The sequence below is a fragment of the Pseudogulbenkiania sp. AW2-16 genome, from assembly GCF_056824575.1.
In genome coordinates this window covers 89,593-106,977 of record NZ_CP157668.1, presented here as the reverse complement: position 1 = coordinate 106,977, position 17,385 = coordinate 89,593, and the positions used below count along the sequence as shown (strand labels likewise).

At 63.5% G+C, this 17,385-nt stretch carries 13 protein-coding genes and 1 pseudogene; 9 read left to right on the top strand and 5 right to left on the bottom strand.

The window, feature by feature from the left end:
- Window positions 1–93: 93 nt before the first annotated feature.
- Window positions 94–944 (bottom strand): annotated as a pseudogene (gene lgt / locus ABKF58_RS00495) (prolipoprotein diacylglyceryl transferase).
- 202 nt (window positions 945–1,146) lie between these two features.
- On the opposite strand from lgt, the gene ilvD reads away from it, so the two are divergent.
- The 9 genes from ilvD to ABKF58_RS00450 all read left to right on the top strand — a co-directional run bounded on the left by ilvD (window position 1,147) and on the right by ABKF58_RS00450 (window position 12,401).
- Window positions 1,147–3,003 (top strand): dihydroxy-acid dehydratase, encoded by a 1,857-nt coding sequence (gene ilvD, locus ABKF58_RS00490; RefSeq protein ID WP_008953071.1) that lies wholly within the window; start codon window positions 1,147–1,149, stop codon window positions 3,001–3,003.
- A 379-nt stretch (window positions 3,004–3,382) separates the two neighbouring features.
- A complete protein-coding gene (locus ABKF58_RS00485) occupies window positions 3,383–3,643 on the top strand; it encodes a DUF3175 domain-containing protein (protein ID WP_482583018.1) in 261 nt (86 codons plus the stop codon).
- Window positions 3,644–4,655: 1,012 nt separating this feature from the next.
- Complete coding sequence (locus tag ABKF58_RS00480; RefSeq protein WP_482583017.1) at window positions 4,656–5,762, top strand: hypothetical protein; 1,107 nt, start codon at window positions 4,656–4,658, stop codon at window positions 5,760–5,762.
- Window positions 5,763–5,881: 119 nt separating this feature from the next.
- A complete protein-coding gene (glyA, locus tag ABKF58_RS00475; RefSeq protein WP_014086361.1) occupies window positions 5,882–7,132 on the top strand; it encodes a serine hydroxymethyltransferase in 1,251 nt (416 codons plus the stop codon).
- Window positions 7,133–7,389: 257 nt separating this feature from the next.
- Window positions 7,390–7,845, top strand: a complete 456-nt coding sequence (gene nrdR / locus ABKF58_RS00470; RefSeq protein ID WP_008953066.1) for a transcriptional regulator NrdR — start codon at window positions 7,390–7,392, stop codon at window positions 7,843–7,845.
- 8 nt (window positions 7,846–7,853) lie between these two features.
- Window positions 7,854–8,948: a bifunctional diaminohydroxyphosphoribosylaminopyrimidine deaminase/5-amino-6-(5-phosphoribosylamino)uracil reductase RibD gene (gene ribD, locus ABKF58_RS00465; RefSeq protein WP_482583016.1), complete on the top strand. Its 1,095-nt coding sequence runs from the start codon at window positions 7,854–7,856 to the stop codon at window positions 8,946–8,948.
- Between the two features lie 72 nt (window positions 8,949–9,020).
- Entirely contained in the window at window positions 9,021–10,097 is a 1,077-nt protein-coding gene (locus ABKF58_RS00460; RefSeq protein ID WP_014086363.1) for a malate/lactate/ureidoglycolate dehydrogenase, read from the top strand.
- Entirely contained in the window at window positions 10,094–10,747 is a 654-nt protein-coding gene (locus ABKF58_RS00455; RefSeq protein ID WP_482583015.1) for a hypothetical protein, read from the top strand. The genes ABKF58_RS00460 and ABKF58_RS00455 overlap by 4 nt, the downstream gene beginning before the upstream one ends.
- A 163-nt stretch (window positions 10,748–10,910) precedes the next feature.
- On the top strand, window positions 10,911–12,401 hold the full coding sequence (locus tag ABKF58_RS00450; RefSeq protein WP_482583014.1) for a carboxypeptidase M32: 1,491 nt from the start codon (window positions 10,911–10,913) through the stop codon (window positions 12,399–12,401).
- Between the two features lie 274 nt (window positions 12,402–12,675).
- On the opposite strand, the gene ABKF58_RS00445 is transcribed toward ABKF58_RS00450, so the two are convergent.
- The 4 genes from ABKF58_RS00445 to ABKF58_RS00430 all read right to left on the bottom strand — a co-directional run bounded on the left by ABKF58_RS00445 (window position 12,676) and on the right by ABKF58_RS00430 (window position 17,370).
- Entirely contained in the window at window positions 12,676–13,152 is a 477-nt protein-coding gene (locus ABKF58_RS00445) for a YbaK/EbsC family protein (RefSeq protein WP_482583013.1), read from the bottom strand.
- A 106-nt stretch (window positions 13,153–13,258) separates the two neighbouring features.
- Window positions 13,259–15,145 (bottom strand): alanine racemase, encoded by a 1,887-nt coding sequence (locus ABKF58_RS00440; protein WP_482583012.1) that lies wholly within the window; start codon window positions 15,143–15,145, stop codon window positions 13,259–13,261.
- Window positions 15,146–15,198: 53 nt separating this feature from the next.
- Window positions 15,199–15,966 carry an ABC transporter substrate-binding protein gene (locus tag ABKF58_RS00435; protein ID WP_482583011.1) on the bottom strand — a complete coding sequence of 256 codons (768 nt, stop codon included), beginning with the start codon at window positions 15,964–15,966 and terminating at the stop codon, window positions 15,199–15,201.
- Window positions 15,967–16,488: 522 nt separating this feature from the next.
- A complete protein-coding gene (locus tag ABKF58_RS00430) occupies window positions 16,489–17,370 on the bottom strand; it encodes a hypothetical protein (RefSeq protein WP_482583010.1) in 882 nt (293 codons plus the stop codon).
- Window positions 17,371–17,385: the final 15 nt, after the last annotated feature.

The following is a 17,385-nucleotide window of genomic DNA, read 5'->3' as shown; positions in this document are numbered from 1 at the left end:
AGGCATCAAAAAGGCCAGTCTTGCCGACTGGCCGCGGGTGGCGGGCTAAAGGCCGCCGAGTGGCGAACCACTCCAACATCCAACAACGAAATTCTAACGCGACTGGCGCCGTCCGAACCAGACAAACAGCACCATGCCCAGCACGATCATCGGCAGGCTCAGCCACTGGCCCATGCTGATGGTGTAGGACTGGCCGAAGATGCCGGCGTCCGGCGAGCGGAAAAACTCCGCCACGAAGCGGAAAAAGCCGTAGCCGATCAGGAACAGCGCCGAGACCTGGCCGCGCGCGCGCGACTTGGCGCTGAACCACCACAGGATGATGAAGAGCGTGAGTCCCTCCAGCGCAAACTGATACAGCTGCGACGGGTGGCGCGGCAGGGCGCCGTACTGCATCAGCTGCGCCATCAGTTCCGGCGACTGTTGTGCCTGCGCCAGATCGTCGAGGCGGGCCTGCGGAAACAGCATCGCCCACGGCGCATCCGGGCGGGTGACCCGGCCCCACAGCTCGCCGTTGATGAAGTTGCCGATGCGGCCGGCCGCCAGACCCAGCGGCACCAGCGGCGCGATGAAGTCGGTCAGCTCCCAGAAGCTGCGGCCATGCTTGCGCGCAAACAGCAGCATGCCGACCAGCACCCCGAGGAAGCCGCCGTGGAACGACATCCCGCCCTTCCAGACCATCAGGATTTCCTGCGGATGGCTGAAGTAATACGCCGGCTGGTAGAACAGCACTTCACCCAGCCGCCCCCCAGCACCACCCCCAGCACCCCGTACATCAAGAGGTCGTCCAGCAGCTTGGGAGTAAGGAAGGCATGACCCTGCTTCAGGCGGAGGTTGCCCAGCCCGATGAACAGCAGAAAACCCAACAGGTACATCAGGCCATACCAATGAACGGCGAGCGGGCCAAGCTTGATCGCCACCGGGTCGAACTGGGGATGAATGAACATTTGTCAGCGATGTGCGTTTGCGGTAAAAGAGAGATGACGAAATTATACGGAAAGCGTTCCCCCGCGTCGCGCTGCAAGCAAGGCAGCCCACGCGGCCGTTCGGCATTCTGGCACCCGATGTCCGGACTGCGTCGCGGCTACCCGCCGCTGGCGTCCCTGGCGAGCCGGCTTTCCGCTACCGATTGAGACTGAAGGATTCGCAATGCCCCAATACCGTTCCCGTACCTCGACTTCCGGCCGCAACATGGCGGGTGCCCGCGCCCTCTGGCGTGCCACCGGCATGAAAGACGACGACTTCGGCAAGCCGATCATCGCCATCGCCAACTCCTTTACCCAGTTCGTACCGGGCCACGTTCACCTGCAGAACATGGGCCAGCTGGTGGCGCGGGAAATCGAAAAGGCCGGCGGCGTCGCCAAGGAATTCAACACCATCGCCGTCGACGACGGCATCGCCATGGGGCACGGCGGCATGCTGTACTCGCTGCCCTCGCGCGACCTGATCGCCGACAGCGTCGAATACATGGTCAACGCCCACTGCGCCGACGCGCTGGTGTGCATCTCCAACTGCGACAAGATCACCCCCGGCATGCTGATGGCCGCGATGCGCCTCAACATCCCGGTGGTGTTCGTCTCCGGCGGCCCGATGGAAGCCGGCAAGGTGCAGTGGGGCAACGACATCCGCAAGCTGGACCTGGTCGATGCCATGGTCGAAGCGGCCAACAGCGCGGTATCCGACGAGGACGTCGACCGCGTCGAACGCTCCGCCTGCCCGACCTGCGGTTCCTGTTCCGGCATGTTCACCGCCAACTCGATGAACTGCCTGACCGAGGCGCTGGGCCTCAGCCTGCCGGGCAACGGCAGCCTGCTCGCCACCCACGCCGACCGCAAGGAACTGTTCCTCAAGGCCGGCCGCACCATCGTCGAACTGGCCCGCCGCTACTATGAGCAGGACGACGAATCGGTGCTGCCGCGCGCCATCGGCTCCAAGCAGGCGTTCGAGAACGCCATGAGCCTGGACGTGGCCATGGGCGGTTCCACCAATACCGTGCTGCATCTTTTGGCCGCTGCCAACGAAGCCGGCGTCGACTTCAAGATGGCCGACATCGACCGCATCTCGCGCGCCGTGCCGTGCCTGTCCAAGGTGGCCCCGGCCACCCAGAAGTACCATATGGAAGACGTGCATCGCGCCGGCGGCGTGGTGGCCATCCTCTCGGAGCTCGACCGCGCCGGCCTGATCCACCGCGACGTGCCGACCGTGCACAGCAAGACCCTGGCCGAAGGGCTGGAAGCCTGGGACATCCGTCGCAACGCGCCGGACAGCGAAGCGCACCGCTTCTACCGCGCCGCGCCGGGCGGTGTCGCCACCACCATCGCCTTCAGCCAGAGCATGCGCTACCCGACGCTGGACGACGACCGCGCCGAAGGCTGCATCCGCGACAAGGAGCACGCCTACAGCCAGGACGGCGGCCTAGCCGTGCTGTACGGCAACATCGCCGAGCGCGGTTGCATCGTGAAGACCGCCGGCGTGGACGACTCCATCCTCAAGTTCACCGGCCGGGTGCGCATCTTCGAAAGCCAGGATGCCTCGGTAGAAGCGATCCTGGCCGACCAGATCGTCGCCGGCGACGTGGTGCTGATCCGTTACGAAGGCCCGAAGGGCGGCCCGGGCATGCAGGAAATGCTCTATCCGACCAGTTATCTCAAGTCGAAGGGGCTGGGCAAGGCGTGTGCACTGCTGACCGACGGCCGCTTCTCCGGCGGCACCTCCGGTCTGTCTATCGGCCACGTCTCGCCGGAAGCGGCCGAAGGCGGCGCGATCGGGCTGGCGGAAGAGGGCGATACGCTGGAAATCGACATCCCGAACCGCACCATCCGCCTCGCCGTCTCCGACGAGGAACTGGCGCATCGCCGTGCCAAGATGGAAGCGCGCGGCAAGGACGCCTGGAAACCGCTGGACCGTCAACGCACGGTAAGCGCCGCGCTGCGCGCCTACGCGGCGATGACCACATCGGCCGACACCGGCGCGGTGCGCGACGTGTCGCAGGTGGAGCACAAGTAAGTAGGGCGGATGTCCCGCAAGGCGGGGCGATCCGCCGCCAGCCTGGCAAACTTCGGCCCCTCGATTATCGAGGTGGTCAAATTGTTTGGCAGCAACAGAACGGCAGCTCGGATGAGCTGCCGTTTTTGTTTTTCGGCTCGTCCCAAAGGAACTGTCGCTTGTCCCCGTCTCTTCGGTTCCGTGCCTAGAATGGGGAGGAGGGAGTCTTGCCCCATGCCGGCTGGTGAAGGATATCGGTTCTTGCCTCTTGGATTAAAGAGATGATGAACCTCGCCGGTGGTCGCTTCGTGTGTGGAATGCACCACGCCGGAGGCAGGAACATGCATGAATCGGATTGGCGGGAACGATGGCTCAGGAACGACAGCGGTGGTCACGACAAGTGACGGAGAGCAGCAATGCGCTGGATCTGGAGACCGGTGTGTTCACGCTAGATAACCCGCGAGAGATCGCCCTGTCGCTGATGCGGTCGGCCGAGCGAAGCGACCGGCGAAAGGCAGACCCCTTCCGCTCGGCGATGTCGATGCTCTCTTTCTATATCAACCGCGCCGGGCGCCAGCTCTCCGCACCGCAGCGCCAGCTTCTGGAGCAGGCGAAGGACGAACTGCGCGCACTCTATGGGAAGCCGCGTCGGCAGTCGTGAAGCTGGCATCTCTTTCCCGACGGGCAGTGCCAATCTAAACCATTGCCTGTTGCCGGGGAGTCAGAAGAAGTATCAGGCCTTAGAGCTTGTTCATGATCTGTCGCAAGCCGCTCTCAGCGGGGTGAAGAGCAGTGCAGTAACCGGAATGTACGGGAGTAAATGAGGATTTCCGCTCGCGGAGCGAATCCCGTTGTGCCCATTTTCGAGGTATCCAGCGAAAGATTCGCACGCAATGCACATGAGCCCGGTCAGGAATGCGCAGCAAGATCGTGAACGGGTTCTGGGTCCCTCTGGGCATACGTCAGTATCTGTTGTCGCATGGAGTCACTTTCGTGGCGGAGTTGTTGCTTCATCAGATTTTTGCGCGGGGTATCGTTATGCCATGGAACTTTTTTGGACGCGGCCGCTCTGAACTCGACTGACACAATCGTGCTGTCTGCGAGGCGCAGAGATAACATGCAAACAATTCACAACCGAACATGGAAATGTTCGGTTTTGTTTTTGTTGAACAAGAAATGAAGAATAAATTGGTGCATTGCACAAATTTATTCGCCCCCGCTGTTGCACTGCAATGGTGCCGTTCCCGATGTGTCCGGGTAACGGTGCATGACGGGCCGGGTTCTTGCTGCGGCCGGCGAAACGCCAGATGGGGCAGGGTTTTCAGCTTACTTTAAACAAAGTGAGGCTGATTTGATGAAAATCAAGGGCTTTGTCGGGAGGAAAGGCGGGGAATAGGCAAAAAAAATGCGCGGACATTTGTCCGCGCCAAGTCTACAAAGGAGAAATAGAGGAGAAACTATCAAGAAGCAATTGCTGCGTCTCAACAAGGACAGATTATCCAGATTGGTGCGGGGGCTGTCAACAGCAAAGTGTTGCAATGCACGAAAAAGATGCTTCGATGTCGCACATTGGAACATCCAAGTGTTACTAATCGAAAATCGAGTGGCCCTCTCCCCGCTGGCCTGCCGCTGTGCGACAATCTTTCCTTTTATCCCTGACGCAGGATTTCCTCATGTCCATGCTGCATCCCGCTCTCCCCGATCCCCGCCTGTACCCTGATCCCATGCCCAGCAACATGCTGATTCATTACACCCTGTCGGTGTTGAATGCGGCGTCCGATAGCGACCGGGAAGCGTGCCGGGCCTCGCTCAAGCAGGCCGTGGCCGACATCCTGGAGCGCGGCGATGTGCTGACGCTGTCGGTGGCGCTGGCGATGGTGCCGTCGCAGGCCGCCTACCGTGTGCTGTGGGAAGCCCTGCGTGCCGCCGCCGAGCAGCCGGAAGGGCGCCATGCCGTGATCTTCGCCGTACCGCTGGTACTGGTGGCCGGGGCCAAGCCGGAGGCGACGTTGCCGGCGCGCATCGAGGATGTGGACGGACTGAACGCGCTACTCCGCGAGCATGGCGTGTTCGCGCCGGGGGCCGAGGTGTTCTTGTCGGGCAAGCTGCTGCACCCGGACACGGTGGCCGGCATCTCCTCGGCACAGCTCTACCGCTTCACCCGCTCGCTGGTCGATGCCGCGCGCGGCCTGCCGCTGGAGCTCGAACCGTCCGCCGTCACGGTCAGAAACGATGGCGTGTTCCTGCGTTACCTGATCGGCGTGGCGATCCAGGAGGAGGGCGAGCCGGCCCCGGTCAAGCTCGGTGGTGCGGTCGGGCCGTGGGGCATCCCACTGATGAAGTTCCTCGGCGAGCAGCTGAAAACCGACGGCGTGACGCTGTTCCCGATCGCACGTCCGCCGCAGGCGCTGCTGCAGGCCATAGTGGCGGGCGGCAGCGCGCGCCAGGAAGTGACGTTGCAGGCTTTTGCCAGCAGCATGATCCGCAAGCTGCGCGATATGGGGCAGGAGCCGGTGGCGGTGTTGTCCGCGCATGAGAATGGCGAGCTGCGTTGCACCATCTCCGCTCCGGGCGACGAAAAGAACTGGGAGGGCTTCGTCTGGCAGCTGTCGCCGCTGGATTCGGTGCCGCTGATCGCGTCGCAGTTCTGCGAACTGATGGCCGAGTGCCGGGTGAGCGACGTGCGCGTGGTGCCGCAGGTACAGCCGGATCAGCAGAACGGCATTCCGCTGTTCCTGACCGCCGACGATATCCCGGCGCCGGGTTCGACGCTGCAGTAATGATGTCTCGGGACATGAGCCGGATTCATGCTCATGTCCCGAATTGCTCATACCAATGGGCCGCGCATTTGAGGTAAAATCGCGCATCTCGATTAACCCTTTGATTGGAAGAGTCAAAGATGTTTGCAGCCGATCTGACGATCGCCAAGTACGATCCGGAACTGTCCGCGGCGATGGACGCCGAATACCGCCGTCAGGAAGACCATGTCGAACTGATCGCCTCCGAAAACTACGTCAGCCCTGCCGTGATGGAAGCCCAAGGCTCCGTCCTGACCAACAAGTACGCCGAAGGCTACCCGGGCAAGCGCTACTATGGCGGCTGTGAACACGTCGACGTGGTGGAGCAGCTGGCGATCGACCGCCTCAAGGCGCTGTTCGGCGCCGAGTACGCCAACGTGCAGCCGCACTCCGGCTCGCAGGCCAACCAGGCGGTGTACGTGTCGGTGCTGAAGCCGGGCGACACCATCCTCGGCATGAGCCTGGCGCACGGCGGTCACCTGACCCACGGCGCGTCGGTGAACATCTCCGGCAAGCTGTACAACGTGGTGCCGTACGGCCTGGACGAGAACGAAGTGCTGGACTACGACGCCGTCGAGCGTCTGGCGCGCGAACACAAGCCGAAGATGATCGTGGCCGGTGCTTCCGCCTACGCGCTGGAAATCGACTGGGCGCGTTTCCGCAAGATCGCCGACGAAGTGGGGGCCTACCTGTTCGTCGACATGGCTCACTACGCTGGCCTGGTGGCCGCCGGTGAGTACCCGAGCCCGGTGCCGTTCGCCGACTTCGTCACCACCACCACGCACAAGACCCTGCGCGGTCCGCGCGGCGGCGTGATCCTGGCCAAGGCGGAATACGAGAAGGCGCTGAATTCGGCGATCTTCCCGTGCCTGCAGGGCGGTCCGCTGATGCACGTCATCGCCGCCAAGGCCGTGGCCTTCAAGGAAGCCGCGTCGCCGGAGTTCAAGGCCTACGCCCAGCAGGTCAAGCAGAACGCCAAGGTGATGGCCGAGACCCTGATCGAGCGCGGTCTGCGCATCGTGTCGGGCAAGACCGAGTCGCACGTGTTCCTGGTGGATCTGCGTGCCAAGAGCATCACCGGCAAGGACGCCGAAGCCGCCCTGGGCCGCGCCCACATCACCGTCAACAAGAACGCCATCCCGAACGACCCGGAAAAGCCGTTCGTGACCTCCGGCGTCCGCATCGGCACCCCGGCCATGACCAGCCGCGGCTTCGGCGAGGCGGAAGCCAAGCTGCTGGCCAACCTGATCGCCGACGTGCTGGAAGCGCCGAACGACGAGGCCGTGACCGCGCGCGTGGCCGGTGAAGTCCAGGCGCTGTGCCAGCGCCTGCCGGTGTACGCGGCCAAGTAAGCCCATCGTCACGCCTGTGTGATACTGAAAGCGGCCTTCGGGCCGCTTTTGTTTTTTCGGGCAGGGGTTTAAGGCGGCCCGGTGGTGTCCGGTGCTCGTCCTGGTGGGCCGATTGGAGTAGGCCCGAACGAGGTGGAGCGGCACGGCGGCACCGCGCGGCGACGCGCTCTCTTGACGAGCGTCAGAAACGGTGGCGTTAACGCTCCCGACCTTTGCTGATACCATCGTAGGATTATTACTAGCCAGGTCGTCACATCATGAAATGTCCGTTTTGCGGCAACGCCGACACCCAGGTGATCGATTCACGCGTCAGCGAAGACGGCACCAGCATCCGCCGCCGCCGCCGCTGCCTGGCGTGTGAAAAGCGGTTTACCACCTTCGAAACCGCCGACGTGCGCATGCCGCAGGTGGTGAAGTCGGGTGGGCATCGTTCCGAGTTCGATGTCGAGCGGGTGCGCACCAGCTTCCTGCGTGCGCTGCACAAGCGCCCGGTGCCGACCGCGCTGGTCGACGACGCCATCGACCGTATCTGCCACCGCCTGCTGCAACTGGGCGAGCGCGAGGTCAGTTCGCGCCAGATCGGCGAGATGGTGATGAATGAGTTGGCGAAACTGGATAAAGTAGCCTATATCCGTTTTGCCTCGGTATATCGCAGTTTCCAGGACGTCTCGGAGTTTTCCGAGGCGATCAAGGAAATCCAGAAATCCTCGTGAGAGAGTCCATGACGTTTTCCGCGGTTGACCACGCCATGATGGCGCAGGCACTGAGGTTGGCCGAACAAGGCCTGTACACCACCACGCCGAACCCCCGGGTCGGCTGTGTCGTAGTGCGTGACGGCGAGGTCGTGGGCGAGGGCTGGCATATCGCGGCCGGCACCCCGCATGCCGAGGTGCACGCCCTGCGCATGGCGGGCGAGCTCGCGCGCGGCGCCACCGCCTACGTGACGCTGGAGCCGTGCAGCCACTATGGGCGCACCCCGCCGTGTGCCAAGGGCCTGATCGAGGCCGGTGTCGGCCGCGTGGTGGCGGCGATGCAGGATCCGTATCACGAAGTGGCCGGGCGTGGCCTGGACATGTTGCGCGCTGCCGGCATCGTGGTGGCGGTGGGCTTGCTGGAGGCCGAGGCGCGGCGCCTCAACAAGGGTTTCTTGTCGCGCGCCGAGCGCGGCCGGCCGTGGGTGACGCTGAAGGCGGCGGCCTCGCTGGACGGCAAGACCGCTTTGTTGAACGGCGCCAGCCAGTGGATTACCGGCCCCGATGCGCGGCGCGACGTGCATCGCCTGCGCGCCCGTTCCTGCGCCATCCTGACCGGCAGCGGGACGGTGCTGGCGGACGATCCGCAGCTGACGGTGCGCGAGGTGTTTACCCCACGCCAGCCGCGGCGGGTGGTGGTGGATAGCCGGTTGCAGACGTCGCCTGGGGCGCGCATCTACCGCGACGGCGAAACCATCCTTGCCACGGCGGTCGCCGACGCGGCGCGCCACCAGCCTTACCTGGAGCAGGGGGTGACGGTGTGGGCGCTGGGCGATACCGCCGGCCGGGTCGATCTGGCTGCCTTGCTGGTGCGCCTGGCGCAGGAAGGCGTGGGTGAGCTGATGGTCGAGGCGGGGGCCGGGCTCAACGGCGCCTTGCTGCAGGCCGGGCTGGTCGACGAGATCGTGCTGTACCTGGCGCCGACGCTGCTGGGCGACGCGGCGCAGGGTTTGTTTGGCTGGCCGGCGCTGGAGTCGCTGGCCGGGAAAAGGAATGTGGTGGTCCGTGATCTGCGCATGGTGGGTCAGGACGTGCGACTGGAGTTGGCAATACCGTCCTGCTGAGGGTGAGTGGCGGGTCGGGCAATGAGGGAAGTGGCAGCAGCACAAAAAATCAAAACATAAAGGAGGATGACGATGAAACTGGCAGCAAAGCAGCTGGAGCATGTGTCCCGACTGGTGTTGAAAGCCCTGGGTTGCAAGGAAAAAGAAGCCGGCATAGTCAGCCGGCACCTGGTCGAGGCCAATCTGCGTGGCCACCCCAGCCACGGCATCGGCATGCTGCCGTTTTACGTCTCCAGCGTCCGCAACAAGACGCTGCGTCCCAACCAGGCGGCCCGGCTGGTGCGTGACGCCGGGGCGATCCTGCAGTTTTCCGGCGAGCGCGGCTTCGGCCAGCGCGTCGCACGCGAGGCGGTGGATGCCGCCATCTGGCGCGTGCGAGAAACCGGGGTGGCCCTGCTCACGGTGCGCAACACCCATCACATGGGGCGCATCGGCTGCTACGGCGAGCAGTTGGCCAACGCCGGTCTGGTCGGACTGTTCTTCGTCAACGTCACCGACGTGCACACGCCGATGGTGTCGCCGTTTGGCGGGACCGCCGGGCGCTTCGGCGGCAATCCGATCTGCATCGCCTTTCCGGGCACCGACAAGCACCCGGCCTTCATCCTCGATTTTGCCACCAGCCGGGTGTCCTACGGCAAGACGCGGGTGGCCTATCTGGCCGGGCAGCGTTTCGAGGAGCCGGTGCTGCAGAACCATGCCGGCCATCCCTCCCATGACCCGCGCGTGATGTGGGAGGAGCCGCAGGGCACGCTGCGGCCGATGGCGCACCACAAGGGCGGCGGCTTGCTCGCCGCCACCGAGTTTCTCGCCGGGCTGCTCTCGGGCGGTGGCACCTCGCAGCCGGAGCGGCCGCGCCAGGGTGGCATCCTGAACCAGATGACGGCGTTCGTGGTCGACCCGGCGCAAACCGGCTCGCTGCCGTGGCTGCAGGCCGAGTACGATGCCATGACCGAGTACATCAAATCGTCGCCGGCGCAGGAAGGTGGCGACCCGGTGCAGATGGCGGGCGAGCCGGAAGCGCGCCGGCGTGCCGATCAGCTGGCGAATGGCATCGAGTTTTCCGACAATGAATGGAATGTCATCCGCACCGCCGCGCTCGAGGCCGGGGTGATGGCGCATCAGCTGGACGAAGCACAGGAGCTGGCATGAAGGACATCGAGGACGCCCTCGAGGCGTACCTGAACCTGATTCACCGCAAGGGGGCCACCGAGCAGGTGGTGTCGGAGCGCCGCCAGCTGTTGAAGAAGCTGACGGCGCTGCTCGACGGCCACCCCAAGGACATCGAGTTGTTCCGGCAGGCGGTGGACGTCTACCTCGAGCGCTGCCCGCACGAGGACCGGGTCACCGCGCTGACCTGCGCGCGCGAATACTATTACTTCTGGCTGGGCGACATAAAGAAGCTGGCCGAGCTGACCTCCCGTTCCGGCTTCACCATCCACAACCCGCGCATGGACATCGCGGCCTCGCTGGACGAGCTGCTGCAGCGCATGAAGCAAGCGAGTTTCGACCGCTTTCCGCCGTCGTTGGAAATCTACCTCGGCAAGCTGTTCGAGGGGGGCATGAAGGAGCGCCAGATCGCGCCGCGCGAGCAGATTCTCAAGGCCATGCTGTACCTGCTCGACGGCCAGCCCTACAAGCCGGAAAACTACCGCATCGTGGTCGACGCCATGCTGTTGCAGCTGAAGTTCGACGACAACGAGTCGCGCGTCGCCTTCCTGCAGCTGGCGCGCGAGTACTTCTACTACTGGCTGTCGTTCCCGCCCGCCGCCGAACGCAGCACCATGATGACCCCGTTCTGAGCGGGCGTTGCCTCCGTCCGCCGCTTCCTGTCGCTGTCCTTCCTCGCAGTGAGGGTGCGTAGCCCCGCTTGGGGCCTTTGCGTACGGAATGCGGCATTGCGCCGCGTTCTCGTTTCCCGTGCGGTTTGGAATTACACTGTCCGGCACGACACCGGGAGCCGCCATGACCACCCTTTCCGCCTATTCCGCGCTCGCGGAACGCTTTACCCGCCTCTACCGTTACCACCACCTCCACGCCATCGCCTCGTGGGACCAGGCCACGATGATGCCGGCCAAGGGCAACGAAGCCCGGGCCGCGGCGTTGGCCGAGCTGCAGGTGCTGATCCATCGCACCCTGACCGAGCCCGGCCTGGCGGGCCAGATCGCCGCCGCCGAGGACGAGCCGCTGGATGACATGGCGCGCGCCAACCTGCGCGAGATCCGCCGCAGCTGGGAGCAGGCCAACCTGCTGCCCGAGGCGCTGGTGGAGGCCAAGGCGCTGGCCGGCTCGCGCTGCGAACACGCCTGGCGTACGCAGCGCCCGTCCAACGACTGGTCGGGCTTTCTCGCCAATTTCCGCGAGGTGGTGCGGCTGTCGCGCGAGGAGGCGCAAAGGTTGGCCGAAGCCACCGGGGTGCGTCCCTATGACGCGCTGATGGACAAGTTCGAGCCCGGCATGAGCAGTGCGGAGATCGAGCGGGTGTTCGAGGAAGTGAAGGGCTGGCTGCCCGGACTGATCCGGCAGGTGCGGCAACGCCAGGAAGGGGAAACGGTGCTGGCCCCGACCGGGCCGTTTGCCGTCGAGCGGCAACGCGCGCTCGGGCTCGACGTGATGAAGCTGCTCGGTTTCGATTTCGACGGCGGCCGGCTCGACGTCAGCGTGCACCCGTTCTGCGGCGGCGTGGCCGAGGACGTGCGCATCACCACGCGCTACCGCGAGGACGACTTCGTGCAGAGCCTGATGGGCATCGTGCACGAGACCGGGCATGCCCGCTACGAGCAGGGACTGCCGCGCGACTGGCTCAGCCAGCCGGTGGGGCAGGCGCGTTCGATGGGCATCCACGAAAGCCAGAGCCTGTCGTTCGAGATGCAGCTCGGGCGCAGCCCGGCCTTCCTCGAACTGATCGCGCCGCTGGTGCGACGGCATCTGGGCGAACAGGAGGCGTTCTCTTCGGCCAACCTGGCGCGGCTCTACACCCGGGTGCAGCCCGGCTTCATCCGCGTCGACGCGGATGAGCTGACCTACCCGGCGCACATCATCCTGCGCTTCGAGATCGAGCGCGCGCTGATCGAGGGCGAGATCGAGGCCGAGGACATCCCGGCGTTGTGGGACGAGAAGATGCAGGCCTACCTCGGCGTCGACACGCGCGGCAACTTCCGCGACGGTTGCCTGCAGGACATCCACTGGACCGACGGCAGCTTCGGCTATTTCCCCAGCTACACGCTGGGGGCGATGTACGCCGCGCAGTATTTCGCCGCCCTGCGCCGGCAGCAGCCGGACTTGGACGCACAGATCGCCGTCGGCAATCTGGCCCCGGTATTCGATTGGCTGGACCGGCACATCTGGTCCCAGGGCAGCCGTTGGGAGACCGGCGAACTGGTGGAACGCGCCACCGGGGAGGCGCTCAATCCGGCCTATTTCCGCGCCCACCTGGAGCGGCGCTACCTCGGCTGAGCGGTGCTGGTCTGATGAATGAAAAACCCGACGCCACGGCGTCGGGTTTCAGGCTGCAGGCCACGTGTTTTGATGCGTTTTTACAGGACCCGGCAGAGCCGGGCCTCGCCACGTAAGTATTTAATTCCGGCCACTGCCCGTCGCTTCCCGATCCCTCGCTGAGCCAATCGAAGATTGGCACGCAGAGATTGGCTCAGCGCTAGATTGGCGCGCCGTCCGCCCTTGCCCTGCAAGGGCGCCTCGCTACGCTCGCGAGGATTGGCTGGCGGTTGCTTCAGGCGGGCTCTACCACCGGCTGGCACACCGCAACCCACTCGCCGCCGACCACTTCGGCCAACCTTTGCGGGCTGATGCGTACCGCGGTGTGCACGCCGCCGGCCGCCGGCATCACCTCGTCGAAGTCCCTGAGCGATTCGTCCAGATAGACCGGCAGCGGCGTGGCCAGGCCGAACGGGCAGACCCCGCCGACCGGATGCCCGGTCAGCCGTTCCACATCCTCGCCCGGCAGCATGCGGCCCTTGCCGAAGGTCTCCTTGAACTTGCGGTTGTCGATGCGGGCATCGCCGCGCGCCACCACCAGCACCACGCGCTCGTCGGCGAGGTGGAAAGCCAGCGTCTTGGCGATACGCCCCGGCTCGACGCCGTGCGCCTCGGCCGCCAGCGCCACGGTGGCGGTGCTGGTGTCGAGTTCGATGATGGGAATGTCGTGCCCGGCGCGGGCAAAGAAATCGCGGACGGATTGCAGGCTCATGGACGTCTCGGCTGGCAGGTAGGGAGCCGTCCATTATAAGGGCAAGGTGACCGAGTGCAGGAGGGGCGCGGCGGCAAAGGCCGCCCCCGTGGATGGCGAAGCGGTGTTACACGGTCGCCGTACCGATCTTCTTGACCACCTTGCGTCCCAAGAGCGAGGCCAGGAGGCCGTTGACGAAACGGGCCAGCCGTCCGCCGGCGTCGGCTTCGGCGGACAGGCCGCCGAGCGAGACGGTCTGCAACAGGCCGCTCTCGTGGATCAGCTCCATCGCGAAGTGCGCTTCGCGATAGGTCAGCCCGCCCAGGTGGGTCGGATCGTCGCGTCCCAGGTCGCGGCCGTCCATGACGTCGATATCGAAGTGCACGTGCAGCCCGACCACCCCCTGGCCGACCGCGGCGATGGTTTTCGGCATCAGGCTCGCCGTGCCGTGGCGGTCGATCTCGTCGATGGTGATCAGCCGCACGCCGTAGTCGTCGAGCAGCGCCTTGTCCTCCAGGCTGGTGTGGCGCACGCCGATCAGCACGGTGTTTTCCAGGCTCGGTCCGCGCTTCTGCTTCTTCAGTGTGAGCAGCCGGTCGATGTTGCCACGCGAGGTGAACACGATGGCGCCGGCGTCCTGGCCCGCGACGTGGCCGACCGGGATCGGCGTGTCGTGCCAGGTGCCGCCGCTCAGGATCAGCGGAATCTGCCGGAAGGAGCGGTAGAACAGGCCGTACAGGTCGTCGTTGTCGACCGGCGCCTTCCAGAAGAAGCTGTCGGCACTTTTCTTGCCGTGCTCGACGCATTCGTGCCCGATCGGCTCCAGTTCCTCGCACAGGCCGTTGAGCAGCAGGTGGCTCGCGAGCGGCTCGCAAGCATCGGTCAGCTTTTCCACCAGGTTGAACAGCTTGATCACGGTCGCCTTCGCCGCTTCGGCGCGGTGCAGGCGGTATTCTTTTGCCACGTAGGGCGAGGTCATCGCCATCAGGAGCGCGCCATAGTCCAGCGTGAAGGCGACGCTGTCGCCCAGTCGGTAGGTCGCCTCTGCCGCGCTGGCGTCGACGATCAGATGGTCGCTGCTGGCACCCAGTACCTGCAGACGCTCGTCCGTGGGACGCAGTCCTTCCGGTGCGATGTCCTCGCGTCCCATGGCCAGGATCAGCCGGCGCGCAGGGCGGTCTTCGCCGTCGAACACCGGGCGGCGGCCGAAGGCGTCCTCGCCGGACAGGCCGTAGGGGCGCGACGGCTTGGTCTTGGCTTCGATCACGTCCGCCGTCAGGGTGTAGGTGTCCTTGTGCAGCTTTTCATACAACCCCGGCGGCGTGGGCGACTCGGCCAACATGATGCTGGCCCCCAGGCGCAGGTGGTTGATGCCCGCCGGCAGCTGTCCCTGTTCCAAGAGCGGCAGCGAGAAGGTGTTGCCGCCGGAGACGATGGGTAGCTCGATGGCGTGGCGACGGCGGATTTCATCGGCGAGATAGGCCAGGTTGGAGAGGTTGTCGACAGTGGGCTGGATGCCCCCGACACAGGCCAGGTTGGCCCCGATACCGATCAAGCGCACGCCGGGCAGCGCCAGAATCTGCTCGACGTAGTCCATGGTCTCGTGGGGCAAAATACCCTCGCGCAGGTCGCCCAGGTCGATCATCAGCACCACGTCGTGCACCACGCCGAGTTGCACGGCCGCGCGCGACAACGCTTGCAGCGTCTGCAGTTCCGAGTTCAGGCTGATGTCGGCGTGGCGAACCACCTGTTCCACTTCGTCGATGGCCGGGGCGCGGATCAGCATCAGCGGTACGGCGATGCCGTCGCGCCGCAGCCGCACGATGTTGTCGAGACGCGAGTCGGCGATCTGCGCCACCCCGCCGCGCACCATGGCGTGCGCTACGCGGGGCGAGCCGCAGGCCGACTTGGTGACGCCGGCAACCTGGATGCCCTGCGTCCGGCAGGCCACGACCAGCACGCTTGTGTTTTCTTCGATGCGATCAAGATCGATGATGATGCGAGGACCTGCCATACCTGTGCTCCACTGCGTTGAACGTCGAATCGGTTACGGTGCGGTTGGCGTTATCAGCTACCGTAGATGTCGAAGTTGAAGTATTTCTTCTGCACCTTCTGGTACACGCCGTTGCCGCGGATGGTCTCGATCGCCTTGTTCAAGCGCTCGCGCAGCGCGTTGTTGCCCTTCTTCACGGCGATGCCGGCACCGTAGCCGAAATACTTGGTATCGGAAATCCCCGGTCCGGCGAAGGCGTAGGCCGGCGCACCGCCGCGCTTGAGGAACTCGGTGTCGGCCACAACCTGATCGACGAATACGCCATCTAGCCGCTCGGTCTTCAAGTCGAGAAAGGCCTCGGTGACCTTGCCGTAATTGACGATCTGCACTCCCTTCTTGCCCCAGTGGTCCTTGGCGTAGCGCTCCTCGGTCGAGGCGCGCAGCACGCCGATGCGCTTGCCGCTGAAGTCGTCCTTGGTGACCTTGACCACGCCGTTCTTGGTGACCATGCGGCTCGGCGTCTGGTAGTAGCGGTTGGTGAAATCGACCGCCTTCTTGCGCTCGTCGGTGATCTGCATCGAAGAGAGAATGGCGTCGAACTTGCCGGCATTGAGGGCCGGTATCAGACCGTCCCACTCCTGCGGCACGATCTCGCAGGTCGCTTTCATCGCCTCGCACAGCGACAGCGCGATATCCACGTCGAACCCTTCCAGATGACCGTCGGCCGCCTGCTTGGCGAAGGGTGGGTAGTTACCGTCAATGCCGAATCGGATCGTTTCCGCCTGGGCCATCAGCGGGACCATGGACACAGCCAGCAACAGCGATAGTGCAGTCTTTCTCATGTCATTCTCCTCCGGTTCTCTTTGGTCGCTCCCCCTTTTGGTGGAGGGTGGCGGGTTCAGAGTGTCACAAGGGGGAGGGGGGCTCAATAGCCCTTTTTCTGATCAATAAATGACTTTGGCATTGATGTTTTTTGCATTTGGCTGCAAGGCTTGCAGAATGGAGAACGGCCAAAAATTGTATTTTGTATACAAAAAAAGGGTGTCGTGTTTGTCTTGGGTGATGTCGCAAATCCGTAATGCAAAATGAAGGTAAATGGGGGGGAGGTCAGTTCGGCAGCAAGTGGTGTTTAGTAGGGAATATACCTGCAGACACAGGTGAACCATGTGGAGTCTCAATCGGTAACGGCAGAAGGTTGGTTAGCATGAGCATGCAGCGGGCAACGTTTAGGCTTATTCTGCTGCGCAATACCTGATGGTGGAACTGTCATGATGTCGCCCGCCGCAAACCTTTAGTCTGCGAGAAACATGCCTTACTGAAATTAAGCAGCCAGCTTCCACGACGTTATCCCGGTAGCCTTCGGCTTATTGTTGACGATTGTTCGCTAGCAAGATAAAGACCACAACAGCCAGCGTTGACCACCAATAGTTCTTGAATAAATAAAATAGTGCAGTACCAAATCCAATCAGTAATGCCAGGGTCCGTACAAAAGAAATTGTGCTGTGCAAGAAAATTTTTCTGGCCGGAGGCATAACTGTAGTGTCGAATGGCGTTTGAGATAGGGTGGTAACATTTTTCCACTCGGTGGTAGCGGGGGTATTAGAGGCATCGCTTTGATTAGCCAGTGCCAGTAAGCAACGATACTGCCAGTACTGAATTTTGTCATGCCATGCACCCAGTGCATTTTGTTCTTCTCTGCTGAACGTCCAGAATGGGCTATTATCATTCTTGCCATGGGTGAAGTTTTGATACCAACTATCCAGACGATTCAAGAGCTGTAGCAGCATATGGCCGTATATGGACGCTGGGTTATAGGGAGTCAGCGGCAATGCTTGCCATTCGATACTCACGGTATATGGCCCGATATATGGTTGGCAAGGCGCAGCCTGCCACGACCGCCAAATGCGGCGTACTTCTTCCAGTGGGCTATTCATTACCTGTTCCAGGCATTGGGCCTTCAGTTCGCTCCAGTCCGTGGTATTGATCTCCGTCCAAGGAGGCGATAATGGCTTTTGCCAGTAAGTATCGATTGGAGCCGCCCAGTGGGCACAATGCGGGTAATGGCTGCTAATGCTAGTAAAAAGCACAGGTTCTTTTTGCCTTATCCATAACTCCGTTTCTTCACCACCTAAACACAGTAGTGCACCCAGGGAAGGAGGTGACTCAATATGTGGAAAATATGCCAGTAAACGTTCGTCGTTTAGCAAAACAAGGCGCGAAATGCCTCGCTGGCGCATGAAAAGCAATGGGATGGACTCCTC